This window comes from Aurantiacibacter zhengii, from assembly GCF_003584125.1.
GTDB lineage: Bacteria > Pseudomonadota > Alphaproteobacteria > Sphingomonadales > Sphingomonadaceae > Alteraurantiacibacter > Alteraurantiacibacter zhengii.
On the sequence record NZ_QXFL01000004.1, the window covers coordinates 234159 to 248444 of the forward strand.

Sequence of the window (14286 nt, forward strand, 5' to 3'; positions counted from 1 at the left end):
AGGACCGATAATGTTTGCAGCCACCGGGATCATCATCCTACTCGTCCTCGTGTTCGGCGGCTTTGCCCTTACCGGCGGAGCGCTTGGGCCGGTCATGCACGCCCTGCCCCATGAAATGCTGATCATCGGCGGGGCCGCCGTGGGGGCGACTGTGGCGGGCAATTCCATGCACGAGCTGAAATTGCTGGGCGGTGGCTTTGCCAAGGTCTTCAAGGGACCCCGTTATTCGGAAAAGGACCACATCGACGCCATCGCGCTGACGGCCAAGCTGATGAAGATGATGAAGACGGAGGGGCCGGTGGCACTGGAAAGCCACGTCACGAACCCGCAGGAATCAACCATTTTCGCGGAGTATCCCTCGCTCCTCAGGGACAAGGCCCTGACCGGTCTGGTGTGCGACACGTTGACGCTGATCGTCGTGTCGTCGGGCTCGCTCGACACCCATGCGGTGGAGGACGTGATGGATAACGCCATCAAGAGTCAGCTGCACGAGATGGACGAGCCGCAGCACGCGTTGCAATCGCTGGCCGATGCCCTCCCCGCCCTTGGCATCGTCGCGGCGGTCCTTGGCGTGGTCAAGACGATGGGGTCCATCAACGAACCGCCCGAGGTGCTGGGCGGCATGATCGGTTCTGCCCTTGTCGGCACGTTCCTGGGCGTGTTGCTCGCCTATGGCATCGTCGGCCCCCTGGCCGGCCGCCTGAAACAGGTGAACGCGCACGACGCGCAAATCTATCACTCGGTAAAGCAGGTGCTGATCGCCAGCCTGCATGGCTATCCGCAGCCGCTGGTGGTGGAAAGCGCGCGTTCGGGACTGCCGCCCGCGCAACGCCCCGCGCTGACCGAGCTGCTCGATACCCTAAGGGGCAAGTGACATGGCCAGCGCCGCGCTGAAACCCATGCCCGACGAACCGGCGCCGGCGGCCCCGCCCGCGCCGATAATCGTGAGGAAAGTCATTATCGCCGGCGGTGATGGCCACCACGGCGGCGCGTGGAAAGTGGCCTATGCCGACTTCGTGACCGCCATGATGGCCTTCTTCCTGCTGCTATGGCTGCTGGGGTCCACCACGGAGGAGCAGCGCAAGGGGCTGGCCGACTATTTCACGCCCACGCTGGTGAAGCTGCGCGAGCAGAGCGCCGGGTCCGACGGAATGCTGGGCGGATCGTCGCTGGTGGATGCGGACAACTATCCTCACGCCGCCGGGCAGACCGGCACCCAGGCGATCACCATCCCGCGAGACACGCAGGGCGGCCCGACCGAAGGCGGCGCGCCCGATGCGGAACGTCGCCGCGCGGCCATCGCCAAACAGATTGCAGAAGCCATGGCAGAGCGCGCACGATTGCAGCGGCTGGTGCGGCAGGTGCGTGTTGTCGACACCCCTGAAGGCATTCGCATCGACCTGGTGGATGATGCCGATTTTTCGATGTTCCATCTCTCGTCCACCGTGCTGACAGAGGATGCGCGCGAGCTGCTGGGCATCATCGCCGATGCCGTGGCTGCGCAGTCCGGCCAGCTGGTGGTTCGTGGTCATACCGACGCCCTGCCCTGGCGCGCCGATACCAGTGGGGGCGTGGCCGCCAACAACTGGTCGCTATCCACCGGCCGGGCGGAGGCGACCCGGCAGGAACTGCTCCGTTCCGGCTTGCCGGAGCGACGTTTCGACCGCATCGAGGGGGTCGCCGATCGCGAACTACTGATCCGCGACAATCCCGCCGATCCGCGCAACCGGCGTATGTCGATCCTGCTGCTGGAAGGCCGCACGCGGTCCGCAGCTCCGAATTCCTGAAACGCAGCGCTTTCGCGCATTACCGAACCGACACGCAACCCAAGGCAGGAGTGCGGTCGTGATCGTAAGCGGGCCTCATCCGCAGTGCCAAGGCTGTTCCCGGGACTGACTCTCGGCAGGCAGTCACTACGCGCGGCTTGCTTCCACCCCATCGGCTGACGCTGGCCGCAACGCCGCTGCCCGATGGCTGGCCCCTGTCATCGTGAACCGGTCAGCCCGGCAGCCGCAATGGCAAAGCCTCCACGGGATGGCCCGCCTGACCAATGGCCAGACATGCCTTGGATGACAGGTCGTACAGCCGCGAGACGGTCGACGACGGAAAAGATGGCTTTGATGCTCCACGTCTGCGCACCGATCCCGGCGCGAGAAGCCACCCCTGGCGCCATCAGGAGGGAAAGCCGATCCGACCGTCCTGACTAAGGAAATCACCAGTGCCTGCCCGATGGGACAGATGCGAGGCCGTGCCCGCCATCTCCGGCGTCCCGGAATGTGGGCACGACATACGAAAAACGGCCCGGAGCGGGGGTGCTCCGGGCCGTTTCGGCAACGCCCTGTTCGGGTCGTCAGGGGGAACTTTAACGCAGCAGGGAGAGAACGTTCTGCTGGCTCTGGTTGGCCTGCGCCAGCATCGCGGTGCTGGCCTGGCTCAGAATCTGCGCCTTGGCGAGAGCGGTCGTTTCCGCCGAGTAATCGGTATCCACGATCCGCGAACGCGCGTCGGACAGGTTGGTGGAGTTGGTGTTGAGGTTGTTGATCGCCGATTCCAGTCGGTTCTGGCCTGCACCCAGCGTGGCACGGGTCGCACTGATATCGTCCAGCGCGGCATCGACGAAGCCGATCGTCGCGTTGGCTTTGGTCGCATCGGTAACGTCCAGGGCAGTCGATGTCAGATTGGTCGCGGCATCGATGGCAACGCTGGTGAGCGTGACCGTGTTGGTCGCATCGGTGGCGATCACGAACTCCGCATCGTCGGTTCCGGCGGCACCCTTGGCGAACACAGCATTGCCGTTGAACTTGGTGTTCGTCAGGATGTCGTCGATCTGCTGCTGCAACTGGTCGACTTCCGCATCCATGTAAGCGCGATCGTCGGTGGAATAGGTCTCCGTCTTGGACTGCACGGCCAGTTCGCGAACGCGCTGCAGCATGTTGCTGACCTCGTCCAGCGCGCCTTCGGCGGTCTGCGCCAGGGCGATACCGTCATTGGCGTTGCGCACGCCCTGCTTCATGGCGCGGATGTCGGCGGTCATCGTGGTGGAAATGGCGAGGCCTGCGGCATCGTCCTTCGCGCCGTTGATGCGCTTGCCGGTGGAAAGACGCTCCATTGCCACCCCCTGCATGCGGTCGGCCTGGCTGGAAGCATTGGCAGCGCGCAGTGCGCCGATATTCGTATTGATAACACCCATGTTAAAATCTCCTGGTCTTCACTTGGTTAGCCGCAGCCCGCATTCGAATGACTTGGCGCGGCTGCCATCACCAAGAGCGGCCCGGGGCGCAAAAGTTTAAGCGCACCAATCCTCGCCCGGCCCGCGCGCACATAGGTGTTCGCACGGGGGATTAAGTTCAGTGTTCCTTGGCCGTTGGCGAGCCATTTCCGCCCTGCAAACAGCGTTAACAGGGGTTTTGAAATGGCACGGGCGATCTGCACCAAGGGGCTGGAAAAAAATCACGCCGAACTGGCGGGTATCGCATCGGCCATGCTCTGCGCGGCGCCGACAGAGGGTGAGATACAGCTGTGCGAGGTGGGCGAGACCATTCCCGCTCGCCGCCGCGACGACCGCGTTCTTGCCGTCAACCGGTCCGCCAGGCCAGCGCTGGCCAGAATGGGGGCGAACATGCTCCGCCTCGATTACAGCGATGCCTATGCCCGCATGACCCGTGCCGCCCTGACGGTCGCCGCTGCCGGTACGGATGGTCCGATCGTGGCCGATGCCGGATCGCAGGCCCTGATGACCCTGGCCCGGCGCGTAGCTGCCAGCACGATCCCCGTGCTGATCGAGGGGCCGACCGGCACCGGCAAGGAAGTGCTTTCGCGCTTCATTCACATGGCCAGCACCCGCGCCGATGGCCCCTTCGTCGCAGTCAACTGCGCCGCCATGCCCGAAGCAATGCTGGAAGCCTTGCTGTTCGGCCACCGCAAGGGTGCCTTCACCGGCGCGACCGAGGCAAGCGAGGGCTTCTTCCGCGCGGCCGACGGCGGCACCCTGCTGCTGGACGAGCTGGGCGAGATGCCCCTTGGCTTGCAGGCAAAGCTGCTGCGCGCGTTGCAGGAAGGCGAAGTTGTACCGCTGGGCGCAACCCAGCCGGTGAAAGTGGACGTGCGCGTGATCGCCGCTACCAACCGCGACCTGCCGCGCGAAATTGCCGAGGGTCGCTTTCGCGAAGACCTCTATTACCGTCTCAACGTCTTTCCCCTGCGCCTGACCGCCCTGCGCGAGCGCACCGAGGATATCGCACCGCTCGCGGTTGCCATGCTGCTGCGCCACGCGCCCGATACGCAGGGCGGATACTGGATCGCCGAAGAAGTGCTGGCGAAGCTGGAGGCGCACAAATGGCCGGGCAATGTGCGCGAGCTGGAAAACGTCATTCGCCGTGCGCTGCTGCTGGCAGGCGACGATCGCACCATCGCGGCAGACCACATCGTGTTCGATCATCCGGCCACGCCCGTCGTTGGTGCCAGCGTTTCGCCGGTAAACCTTGCCGCCGCCGATACCGGTGAGCGCAAGCTGTCTGCCGTCGTCCGCCAGTCGGAAGCGCAGGTGATCCTCGATACCCTGGACGATAACGACGGCAACCGTCTGGCCACCGCACGGGCGCTGGGCATTTCGGAGCGCACGCTGCGCTACCGCCTCGCCTCCATGCGTGAAGCCGGTCTGCTGGCCGCGGGTGGTGCGCGATGAGCGCGATAGGCCCTGCCGGCGGCGCGGGCGCGCTGCACCAGGTGATGGCGATCCGCCAGCAGGTGATGCAACAGTCCGATGCCTTGCGCACCTTGCGCGAGGCGGGCGCGGCAGGCGAAACCGCCAATATCTCCGGCGCCGCCGCGCCCACCCGGACTGGCGAACCGCAGGGCGGCGGCTTTGCCGATACGCTGAAATCCACGCTCGACGCGGTGAACGAGGCGCAGGCCCGTTCAGGCGCGATCACCGAGGCATACGAACGCGGCGAGGTGACCGACGTGGCACAGGTAATGATGGCGCGCCAAGAAAGCTCTGTCGCGTTCGAGGCAACCCTGCAGGTGCGCAACAAGCTGCTGAGCGCCTACCAGGAAATCATGCGGATGGGAGTGTGATAGATGGCTGACGCAGCCTTTCCTCTCGCTCCCACACCAATGATCGGGAACGACTTTGCCACTCGCGCGCGCGGCCTTATGGCCCAGCCCGCCGTGCGCCGTGCGCTGCCCGCCATCGGCGGCGTCGCTGCGCTGGCCGCAGTCGGCGCGCTTTACCTTGTGCTGGCGGAAAGTCCGCAGCGGGTGCTCTATTCCACCCTTTCCGATGCCGAGCGCGCCAGCGTGGTGCAGACCCTCGATACCGCGGGCATAGCCTACGATATCGACAACACTACCGGCATGCTTTCGGTAGCGGAGGACGACGTCTACCGTGCGCGGATGCTGGTCGCGTCCGACGGTTCGCTCGCCAGCCCGGACAACACCATCGAGCTGCTCGATTCCATTCCGCTCGGCTCCAGCCGCACGCTGGAAGGCGAACGCCTGCGCAATGTGCGCGAGCGTGAACTGGTGCGTACTATCGAGGAAATAGACGGCGTCGAGAGCGCCCGCGTCCACCTCGCCTCGCCCGAGCGCTCCGTCTTCGTGCGTGATAACGTGGCCCCCAGCGCGTCGGTAATGCTGCGCCTGGCGCGGGGCCGCAGCCTTTCGGAAGACCAGGTACGCGCCATTGTCAACCTCGTTGCAGGCTCAGTACCGGGGCTGACGGCGGAAGCCGTGCGCGTGGCGGACCAGTCGGGTCGCTTGCTCTCCTCCACCGGAGCCAACCCCACTGACACGCTCGATCTGCAACGCCAGTTCGAGGAAAAGCTGCAGTTGCAGGTGGCGCAGCTCCTCACGCCGATGATCGGAGAGGGCAATTTTTCAAGCCAGGTGCAGGTGGAACTTGACCTGTCCGAGGAAACCCGTGCCCGCGAAAGCTATGACGACGACGGCGTCGTGCGCTCCGTCAGCGAGACGACCTCCACCCGCGGCGGGGAAGCGTTGGCGGGCGGCGTGCCCGGCGTTACCGCGAACACCCCGCCCGATCCGGCGCAGCTTGAAGAAGGTGCCCCGCAAGGCGGCGCCGCCAATGCCGCCACAACGCCGCAGAGCGGGCAGACTAGCGCGCAACGCGTGTTCGAGGTCGGGCGCGAGGTGTCCGTCACCTCCTCCGGTCCGGGCACGGTGCAGCGCATTTCCGTCGCCGTCGCGCTGAGCGACGAGGCCCTGAAGGCCATCGCGCCCGCCACCGCCGCCCAGGTGCAACAGCTCGTTTCCGCCGCGGTGGGTGCAAACCCGCAGCGCGGCGATCAGGTCACGGTTGTCGCGGGCGCGTTCGAGCCTGTCGAGGCGGTCGAAACGCCATTCTACGAAACTGGCTGGTTCGCCATGGCGCTGCGTTATGGCACCGCGCTGCTGGCCGTGATCCTTGGCCTGCTGCTGGGCGTGCGCCCGATCCTGAAAGCACTGCGCGGCCCGCGAGACGATGCTGGCGACGCCGAGGCTCCGGCGATAGCCGCGAGCGAAACGGGCGAGGAAATCCTCATCAGCCCGCAAGCCATACCGGCCCCGAACGGCCAGGGCGACCTGCAGGAACAGGTCGCTCTCGCCCGCCGCCTTGCCAATGAACAGCCCGAGCGCGCCGTCGTGGCGCTGCGGCGGATGCTGGCGACGCCCGCTGCCGGGGCCGGCCAATGACCCCGCTAGACAGTCTGGCCAACGCCGAACGCGCCGCCGTCATCCTGATGCTGATGGACGATGCGGAGGCGGCCAAGCTGCTCGGCAGCCTGGAACCCGACGAATTGCAGCGGGTGGGCGAACAGATGATCGCGCTGGGCGATGTCGATCCTGCACGCATAGCCGTCGCGATCGAGGGCTTCGTCACGCTGGCCGACGACGCCACGCCCTTTGCCCATGATCGCCCCGCGCAGGTGCGCCAGCGCATGACCCAGGCGCTGGGCGAGGTTAAAGCCGATTCCATCATGCAGCGCATTGTGCCCGGCGGCCCGGCGCCGTCGCTGGAACTGGCGCGCTGGCTCGCGCCCTCGGTCCTTCTGCCGCTGGTGGAAGGTGAGCATCCGCAGGCCATCGCCGTGCTGTTGCTGCTGCTGGATGCGGAACCCGCCGCCGAGTTGCTGTCGCTGCTGCCGCCCACACTCCAGCCGGACCTGGTCGAGCGGATCGCCCGCATGCGGCAGGTATCCGGCCACGCGATGGACATGCTGGAGGAAGTGCTGGCGCAGCGCATCACTCACCGCTTCGGCAAGGCGGCGCTTGCCATGGGCGGCGCGCGCGAGGCGGCAGAGCTTATCAACATGGCTGCACGTTCGGTCGGCGGCACGGTGATGCCGGTTATCACGCAGAAGGATGCCGAACTCGCCCGCGCGATTGAGGCGGAGATGTTCACATTCGAAATGCTGTTCCAGCTCGAACCCATGGAAATGGGCAAGCTGCTGCGCGAAGTGGAGAACGAGGCGCTGGTCGATGCGCTCAAGGGTCTTGCCGAGGCAGATCGCGAACCGTTCTTTGCCGCCATGTCCAGCCGCGCCGCGGACGGAGTGAAGGACGAGATTGAGGAACGCGGGCGCCTTAAGAAGAGCGACGTGATCGCGGCGCAGAATGCCATCGTAAAGATCGCGCGCAGGCTGGCCGACGACGGCGAGATCAGCCTTGGAGGCGACGATGGCGAATTCGTTTGAGCCGCTGGCGGGGTTCGCCGCCGCCGGTGATGCCGCAGCGGCGACGCCTTGGTTCGCCGCACTTTCGCAGCAGGGCGGATTCCAGCACGACAGCCGCTTTCGCGTGGGCTGTGACTTGGAGCAGGAACCGGAGCCCGACACCAGCGAGCCGGACGCTGTGATTGCAGACATGCTGGCCGATGCCGAGGCGCGCGGCCGCCAGGTGGCGCTGGCCGAGATGGCCAACGAAGGCGCGGCGCGGGCGGCATTGAAACTGGCGTTCCAGAAGCTCGACACGCAGTTGCACGAACAACTGGCGCAGCAACTGGCGGAAACCGTGGCCGCGCTGTGCGAAACCGCGCTGGCTCCGATGGCGTTGGACACAGAAGCGCTGCACCGCCGCTGTGCGGCCGCTGCCGCCCTGCTGGGCGATAGCGCCGGGGACGCGAAGCTGCATCTCCATCCCGAAGACATTCCCTTGCTGGATGCCGACTTCGCTACCCAATGGACCGTCATCCCCGCGCCCGGCCAGCCGCGCGGCACGCTGCATTTCGACAGCCAGGATGGCGCGGTGCGCGACGGGCCGGAGGAATGGCGCACCGCCGTGCGGGAAGCGCTTGGCCTGTGCTGAACGCAGTGACACGCGAACTGGACCGGATCGCCCGTAGCGCGCCTTCGCTAGAGCCGGTGCGGATGGGCCGGATCGTCACCTGCGATGGCGGCCTGATCGAGGTTTCGGGCCTGAACGCCCCCATCGGAACGCTCTGCCGGGCCGAAGCACCTTCCGGCGAACCTGTCCCCGCTGCCGAGGTCGTGGGTTTTCGCGGCGGGCGCAGCCTGATGATGCTGCTGGGCGACACCGTGCGCCTGCAGCCCGGCGCGCTGGTGCGCGCCGAAGGACATCCCGGCGTAGCGAAAGTGGGCGAGGAATACCTGGGCCGGGCGGTGGACGGGCAAGGCCTGCCGATCGACGGGGGCCCGCCGGTAAAGGCGCGCCATGACTGGCTGCTGGGCGGCAGGCGCGAGGGCGCACTGGAACGCGCGAGCGTGATCGAGCCCTTCGATTGCGGCATCCGCGCCATCAATGCTCTTGCCACCATGGGCGTGGGCCAGCGGCTGGGCGTGATTGCAGGGTCTGGTGTGGGCAAGTCGGTGCTGCTCGATACCATGGTGAGCGGGGCGGATTGCGACGTGGCCGTGGTCGCCCTGATCGGCGAGCGGGCGCGCGAGGTATCGGATTTCGTCTACCGACACATGCGCGGCGAGCGGAAGCGGCGAACGGTGATTGTCGCCGTTCCGTCAGACCATGCCGCGAACCTGCGGCTGCGCGGCGCGCAACTGGCGACATCGCTGGCCGAGTATTTTCGCAGCCAGGGCAAGCGCGTGCTGCTGGTGATGGATAGCCTCACCCGCGTCGCGCACGCTGCCCGGGAGATCGCGCTGTCACTGGGAGAAGCGGGCGCGGCGCGCGGCTATCCGCCCTCGGCGCTCGCCACTATCACCAAGCTGATCGAACGGGCGGGCAATTCAGCCAGCAGCGGAGGCTCGGTTACGGGCCTGTATTCTGTCCTGGCCGACGGGGACGATACCTCCGATCCCGTGGTCGATACCGCGCGCGCAATTCTGGACGGCCATATCGTCCTCAGCCGCGATATCGCCCAGCGCGGGCACTACCCGGCCATCGACATTCCCTCCTCGCTCAGCCGCGTGATGGCCGATGTCGCAGAGCCCGCGCATCGCCTCCACGCCGGGGAACTGCGCGGCCTGATCGCGGCGCACGAGGCCAACCGCGATTTCCTGATGATGGGCGCATACCAGCAGGGCACGGACCCGCAGCTTGATCGCGCCTTGGCAATGCAGGAGCAGATCCGCACTTTCCTTTCGCAGGAGGCGGGCAAGCCTGTCTCGCTGGGTGCCTCCACCGCTGCGCTGGCTGCGCTGATGGGCGATGCCGCAGGCTGATCGCCGGATCGCGCTGCTGCAACGCGTCGTGCGATTGCGCGAGGTGGAGAAGCGCCGCGCCGCCGCCCGGCTGGCAGAGGCCCAAGGGATGCACGGCAAGCTGCTGGCGCTGGAAGGCCGCAGCGCAGAGATCGCCGCCACCTATTCCGCGCGCCGGGATGCAGGCACCGCAGACGAACTTGCCCGGACGCTGCAATTCACCGCCGGAGTGCAGGCGATCAGGGGCGACACCGCCAGCGAAGCGCGCAAGGCGGGCGATGCCAGCCGGGCCGCGATGGCGCACCTGCACGTGGCCGAACGGCGGCAGAAGATTACCGCAGACGCTCTCTCTGCCCGCCAGCGCGAGGACGAAATGCGCCGCCTTTCACGCGAACCGGCGCAATTGGCACGCAAATTGAAAAGGCCCTCCTGACCGTTAACCAACAGGCGCAGGGCCAATCCAAGTGAACCTCTTCGATCTCGTTCCTTCATCCAGCGCAGGCGTTGCAGCCGTGCTGTCCGGCCCGGCGGCCCAAGGCAACAATCCGCAGGAAAGCGGGCTTTTCGGCTCCTTTGCGGACCTGTTCGCCTTCACCCTTGCCGCACCGCAAGCCGCCCCCGCCGTTGAAGGCGAAGAGGTGGCTAACATCGTTGACGGCAATGGCTTGCCGGAAGAGACCGGCAAGGAATTGCCGGTTGCCGTTGCCGCCTTGCCGTTTGCCGATCTGCCGGTCGCGCAGCCGTTAGATGGAGCGCCCTCGGTCTCGCCTCAGGATCTATCGCCCGCCCCAGCGGCTGCGACTGCTCCCGGCAAACCTATCGCACCGAACTCCGTCCTGTCAGAGGCGAGATCGGGCGAAGCGCGCGCCGCCCTCCCTGAATCTGAAACGGTCGCGCCGCCGCTGCCGCGCTCCGAAGTGCAAGCCGCACCCGGCAAGTCGACCGCGCCTGCCGAACTGACCTTCGCAGCACGCGAGACCGTTGCACTCGCCTTGCGGCCAGTCTCGACGGCCACTGCCTCGCAGATCAGGATGTCCGAGTCCCCCGTTACGCAGCCCGCAGTCGCGTCGGACGAACCGCAGCAGAATCGGATCTCCGCCGAAAAGGTCGCCCGCTTCATGCCGGTCGCGCAGTTGCTGCGCCCTGTCACGGCCAATGCACCGGTGCCTGCTTCGGAGACTCCTGCCGAAGCCCTACCGGAGAACAGGCCCCAGTCCATCGCGCCCGCCGCTCCGTCGTCGCCGGTGTCCGCGCCGCTCGCCCAGGCTGCCGTTGTCCCATCCGGTGAGATCGTTCGCCCCATCGCTCCGCCATCGCAGCCCGAGCCTGCCCCGGCGCTGCAGCGCCACGATTTCGGGCAGGTCGTCGAGAAGCTTTCCGAGGCCCGCGAACTCGCTCGCCCGGCGCGGGCCGAGATGCAGGTGATGCATCGCGAGTTCGGAACGGTCTCAATGCAGTTCGACGCTACCGGCAGCGCGCTGAAAGTCGCGCTCGCCAGCGCCCATGCGGGTTTTGCTCCTGCCGTGCAGGCGGCCCTGGCGGAGCGCCCGGTGGCGCCTCCGGCAGAAGCCGCGCGGATCGAGGTGGCAAACCATGAGCAGGCGCAGACGGGCGTGCAGTCCAGCACTTCCGCGCAGTCGGCCATGGCGCAATCCGATGGGGAGAGCGCTCACCAGCAACAGGGCCGCCACCCCGAGACCCAGCGCGCCGCGAGCGTGCAGGCCAACCGCGGCGAACAGGCCGAAGCCGCCGAACGTGATGCGCCGCATCGCCGAGACATCGGGCGCGATTCCGCGCTGTTCGCCTGATCCATCCATCGGAGACACTATTCATGAGCAAGTCCAAACCCGCCGACGACCGGGCCGAAAGCAAGCCGAAGTCGGGCATGATGAAAATGGTTCTCGGCGCGATGATCCTCCTGGGTCTCGGCGCGGGCGGAGCCTACGGAGCATTTGCCGCCGGCCTTGTGGGCCCGTCTGGCGGAGGCGACCACGGCCCCGACGTGCCGCAGCTGGTCAGCAAGGGCGCGGAAGACCCCTTTGCACCCGTCGAAGACGAAGCCGTTGCGATGGTGCACGGGGAGGGCGGGAGCGAATACCGCACGGCCTACTACAGTTTCGAGGAGGGCTTTACCTCCAACCTCAAGGATTCACCGGGTCTCGTGCAACTGAGCCTGGCCGCATCCACCCGGCATGACGGGCGCGTGATCCAGTGGCTGCAGATGCACGAACTGGCCATCCGCTCCGCCATCCTCGTGGAACTCGCCAACACGATGGAGGACGATGTCTTCACCGTCGAAGGCAAGGAAGATCTCAAGCAGCGCCTCACCGCCGCGATCAACCGCGTGCTGGAAGAGGAAGAGGGGTTCGGCGGCGTGGATGCAGTCCACTTCCGCACGTTCCTGGTCCAGTGAGGCAGTCCGGCACCATCGTGGCCGCGCGTCCGCTGGCTCGCCACAGCGAACTGCTGGCCACTCGCCCGCCGGAAGCTGGCGAACTGGCCAAGGCTCTGGCAGCCAGGGCAACGCGGCTGGAAAGCGCATTGGCAGACGAACTGGCTGACCTGCTGGGCGGGATGCGGGCCAGGGTGACCTGCGGCAAGGTGGACAGGGCGAATGTCGCCAGGCTGCTCAAGGTCGTCGATGCCGTTGCCGCAAATTTCCAGCTGGCAGGCGATGACGGCGTGCAGGTTCTCGCCTCCATCGACTACCACGGCGCGCTGGTGCTGACGGACCAGGTTTTCGGCGGCGCTGGCGAATGGTCTGCCGCGCGGCCAGTCCGTCTGCCCGCATCGGTCGACCTGACCCTGCAGCGCATCGGCGATGTGCTGGGCAAGGCGCTCTCGGCTTCGTTCGACCTCGCGGCCCCCATGGCTCTCGCCAGCCGCAACGACGTGCTGGGCAAGCTGGTTTCCCCCCGCGACAGCGACAGTTTCCTGACCCTGCGCGCCGAGATCGCCGTGGCCGATGCGCAGCCCTGGAGCGTTCTGCTCGCCGTGAGGGAGGCCCATGCCGCAAAGCTGCTGGATGAACAGCCGCATTGCTTTGCGGCGCCAGGCGCTGGCGACCGGCGCCGCCCCGATGCCAAGCCTTTTGCGGCCATCCCGCTGCCGCTCACCGCCGTTCTGGCGCGGATGGACATGCCCGTCTCGCGCATTTCCGACCTTCGCCCCGGTGACACCATCCCGCTCGCCATCGGGCGCAGCGTCGCGCTGAAACTGGCCGAGACCGAGATCGCGCGCGGTGAAGTGGGGACCTGCGACGGCGCACTGGCCCTGCGGCTTACCTCGATCGCCTGGAATTCCCTTTCGAAAGGACACGAACAATGACCGACAATTTTCGCGGACTTGACCTGATCCGTGACGTCACCGTCGCGCTGACGGTGGAACTGGGCCGCTCCAGTATGGCGCTGAAGGATGTGCTGGAACTGGTCGAGGGCTCCGTCGTGCCGCTGGACCGGCAGGTGGACGAACTGCTTGACATCTACGTGAACGGCAAGCCCATCGCGAAAGGCGAGGTCGTCAGCGAAGGCGGACGTTTTGCGCTGCGCATCGTGGAAATGATCGGGGAACGCCGTTCGGGCGAGGATCGCCGTATCGAGACACGCGACGGGACCGAGGTCGCCTGATGCTGTGGTACGTGGCAAAACTGCTGCTCCTCCTGCCCCTGCTCGCAGGGTTGATCTGGGGTAGCCTGTGGCTGGCGAAAAAGACGCAAGGGGTTGCCGTCGCGCGGGCGGGCGAGAAGTCCGCCCGTCTGAAGGAAACCACGATGCTCGGCCCCGGAATGCGGCTCGCCGTAATCGAATTCCACGGTCGCGAGATTCTGGTGGGTGCCAGCAAGCACGGCCTTGTCCGACTGGCGGAGGTAGAAGCCTCTCGCACGGTAGTGGAGCCCAATCCATGAACCGCCACATCCTTGCGGCAGGACTGCTTGCGCTGCTGGTGCTTGCCCTGCCGGATCTCGCCCACGCCGCGCCAGAGGTGCCCGGCATCGGCAGCGCGCTGGAACGCGCGATGGACGGTGCTGCTGGCGGCGAGGACACACCGCTTTCGCTGTCGTTGCAGGTCCTGCTCATCATGGGCCTGCTCACCGTGCTGCCCGCGCTGGTGCTGATGATGACGAGCTTCACCCGCATCATCATCGTGCTCGCCATCCTGCGACAGGCGCTGGGCCTGCAGCAGTCGCCGCCCAATCAGGTGCTGATCGGGCTGTCGCTGTTCCTCTCCCTCTTCGTGATGGGGCCCACGCTGGAACAGGTGAACACCGCCGCCATCGAACCCTATGCTGCCGAGCAGATCGAGGCGGACGCGGCCATCGAGGCGGCGGGCGATGCCTTCCGCGCCTTCATGATCCGCCAGACCCGCGAAACGGACCTTGCCATGTTCGCCGACATCGCCGGCCAGCAGCAATTCGCCGATGCAGATGACATTCCCTATTCGATTTTGCTGCCCGCCTTCGTCACCAGCGAACTGAAGACCGCGTTCCAGATCGGCTTCATGCTGTTCATGCCGTTCCTGGTGATCGACCTCGTCGTCGCCAGCGTCCTGATGAGCCTTGGCATGATGATGCTGTCCCCCACGATCATTTCGCTGCCCTTCAAGCTGCTGTTGTTCGTGCTGGTCGATGGCTGGGCGCTGCTGATGGGCAGCCTCGCCATGAGTTTCGGATAAG

General features: G+C 66.5%; 16 protein-coding genes. 15 read left to right on the forward strand and 1 reads right to left on the reverse strand.

The window, feature by feature from the left end:
* Nucleotides 1-10: 10 nt before the first annotated feature.
* Nucleotides 11-874, forward strand: coding sequence for a flagellar motor stator protein MotA (gene motA, locus D2V07_RS10685; protein WP_119586973.1), 864 nt, complete (start codon nucleotides 11-13; stop codon nucleotides 872-874).
* A 1-nt stretch (nucleotide 875) separates the two neighbouring features.
* Entirely contained in the window at nucleotides 876-1787 is a 912-nt protein-coding gene (locus tag D2V07_RS10690) for a flagellar motor protein MotB (RefSeq protein WP_119586974.1), read from the forward strand.
* Nucleotides 1788-2362: 575 nt separating this feature from the next.
* Here D2V07_RS10690 and D2V07_RS10695 read toward each other — a convergent pair.
* Complete coding sequence (locus D2V07_RS10695; RefSeq protein WP_119586975.1) at nucleotides 2363-3190, reverse strand: flagellin N-terminal helical domain-containing protein; 828 nt, start codon at nucleotides 3188-3190, stop codon at nucleotides 2363-2365.
* A 222-nt stretch (nucleotides 3191-3412) separates the two neighbouring features.
* Here D2V07_RS10695 and D2V07_RS10700 point away from each other — a divergent pair, with 222 nt between their 5' ends.
* Genes D2V07_RS10700 through fliP form a run of 13 tightly spaced genes read left to right on the forward strand, consistent with a single transcriptional unit; the run spans nucleotide 3413 to nucleotide 14285 of the window.
* Complete coding sequence (locus tag D2V07_RS10700) at nucleotides 3413-4684, forward strand: sigma-54 interaction domain-containing protein (protein WP_233548356.1); 1272 nt, start codon at nucleotides 3413-3415, stop codon at nucleotides 4682-4684.
* On the forward strand, nucleotides 4681-5076 hold the full coding sequence (fliE, locus tag D2V07_RS10705; RefSeq protein ID WP_119586976.1) for a flagellar hook-basal body complex protein FliE: 396 nt from the start codon (nucleotides 4681-4683) through the stop codon (nucleotides 5074-5076). The genes D2V07_RS10700 and fliE overlap by 4 nt, the downstream gene beginning before the upstream one ends.
* 39 nt (nucleotides 5077-5115) lie before the next feature.
* Nucleotides 5116-6693, forward strand: coding sequence for a flagellar basal-body MS-ring/collar protein FliF (gene fliF, locus D2V07_RS10710; RefSeq protein WP_119586977.1), 1578 nt, complete (start codon nucleotides 5116-5118; stop codon nucleotides 6691-6693).
* Nucleotides 6690-7694, forward strand: a complete 1005-nt coding sequence (locus D2V07_RS10715; RefSeq protein ID WP_119586978.1) for a flagellar motor switch protein FliG — start codon at nucleotides 6690-6692, stop codon at nucleotides 7692-7694. The genes fliF and D2V07_RS10715 overlap by 4 nt, the downstream gene beginning before the upstream one ends.
* Nucleotides 7678-8304 carry a FliH/SctL family protein gene (locus D2V07_RS10720; RefSeq protein ID WP_119586979.1) on the forward strand — a complete coding sequence of 209 codons (627 nt, stop codon included), beginning with the start codon at nucleotides 7678-7680 and terminating at the stop codon, nucleotides 8302-8304. Before D2V07_RS10715 ends, D2V07_RS10720 begins: the two co-directional genes overlap by 17 nt.
* Nucleotides 8298-9635: a FliI/YscN family ATPase gene (locus D2V07_RS10725; RefSeq protein WP_407641594.1), complete on the forward strand. Its 1338-nt coding sequence runs from the start codon at nucleotides 8298-8300 to the stop codon at nucleotides 9633-9635. Before D2V07_RS10720 ends, D2V07_RS10725 begins: the two co-directional genes overlap by 7 nt.
* Nucleotides 9622-10047: a hypothetical protein gene (locus D2V07_RS10730; protein ID WP_119586981.1), complete on the forward strand. Its 426-nt coding sequence runs from the start codon at nucleotides 9622-9624 to the stop codon at nucleotides 10045-10047. The genes D2V07_RS10725 and D2V07_RS10730 overlap by 14 nt, the downstream gene beginning before the upstream one ends.
* A gap of 31 nt (nucleotides 10048-10078) precedes the next feature.
* Nucleotides 10079-11422: a hypothetical protein gene (locus D2V07_RS10735; RefSeq protein WP_119586982.1), complete on the forward strand. Its 1344-nt coding sequence runs from the start codon at nucleotides 10079-10081 to the stop codon at nucleotides 11420-11422.
* A 23-nt stretch (nucleotides 11423-11445) separates the two neighbouring features.
* Entirely contained in the window at nucleotides 11446-12027 is a 582-nt protein-coding gene (locus tag D2V07_RS10740; protein WP_119586983.1) for a flagellar basal body-associated FliL family protein, read from the forward strand.
* A complete protein-coding gene (locus D2V07_RS10745) occupies nucleotides 12024-12941 on the forward strand; it encodes a flagellar motor switch protein FliM (RefSeq protein ID WP_119586984.1) in 918 nt (305 codons plus the stop codon). The genes D2V07_RS10740 and D2V07_RS10745 overlap by 4 nt, the downstream gene beginning before the upstream one ends.
* Nucleotides 12938-13240: a flagellar motor switch protein FliN gene (gene fliN / locus D2V07_RS10750; protein WP_119586985.1), complete on the forward strand. Its 303-nt coding sequence runs from the start codon at nucleotides 12938-12940 to the stop codon at nucleotides 13238-13240. Before D2V07_RS10745 ends, fliN begins: the two co-directional genes overlap by 4 nt.
* The gene (locus D2V07_RS10755; RefSeq protein WP_119586986.1) at nucleotides 13240-13518 is read left to right on the forward strand and encodes a flagellar biosynthetic protein FliO; all 279 of its coding nucleotides are present in this window, start codon (nucleotides 13240-13242) and stop codon (nucleotides 13516-13518) included. Before fliN ends, D2V07_RS10755 begins: the two co-directional genes overlap by 1 nt.
* Entirely contained in the window at nucleotides 13515-14285 is a 771-nt protein-coding gene (gene fliP / locus D2V07_RS10760; RefSeq protein WP_119586987.1) for a flagellar type III secretion system pore protein FliP, read from the forward strand. Before D2V07_RS10755 ends, fliP begins: the two co-directional genes overlap by 4 nt.
* The last annotated feature ends 1 nt before the right edge of the window (nucleotide 14286 follow it).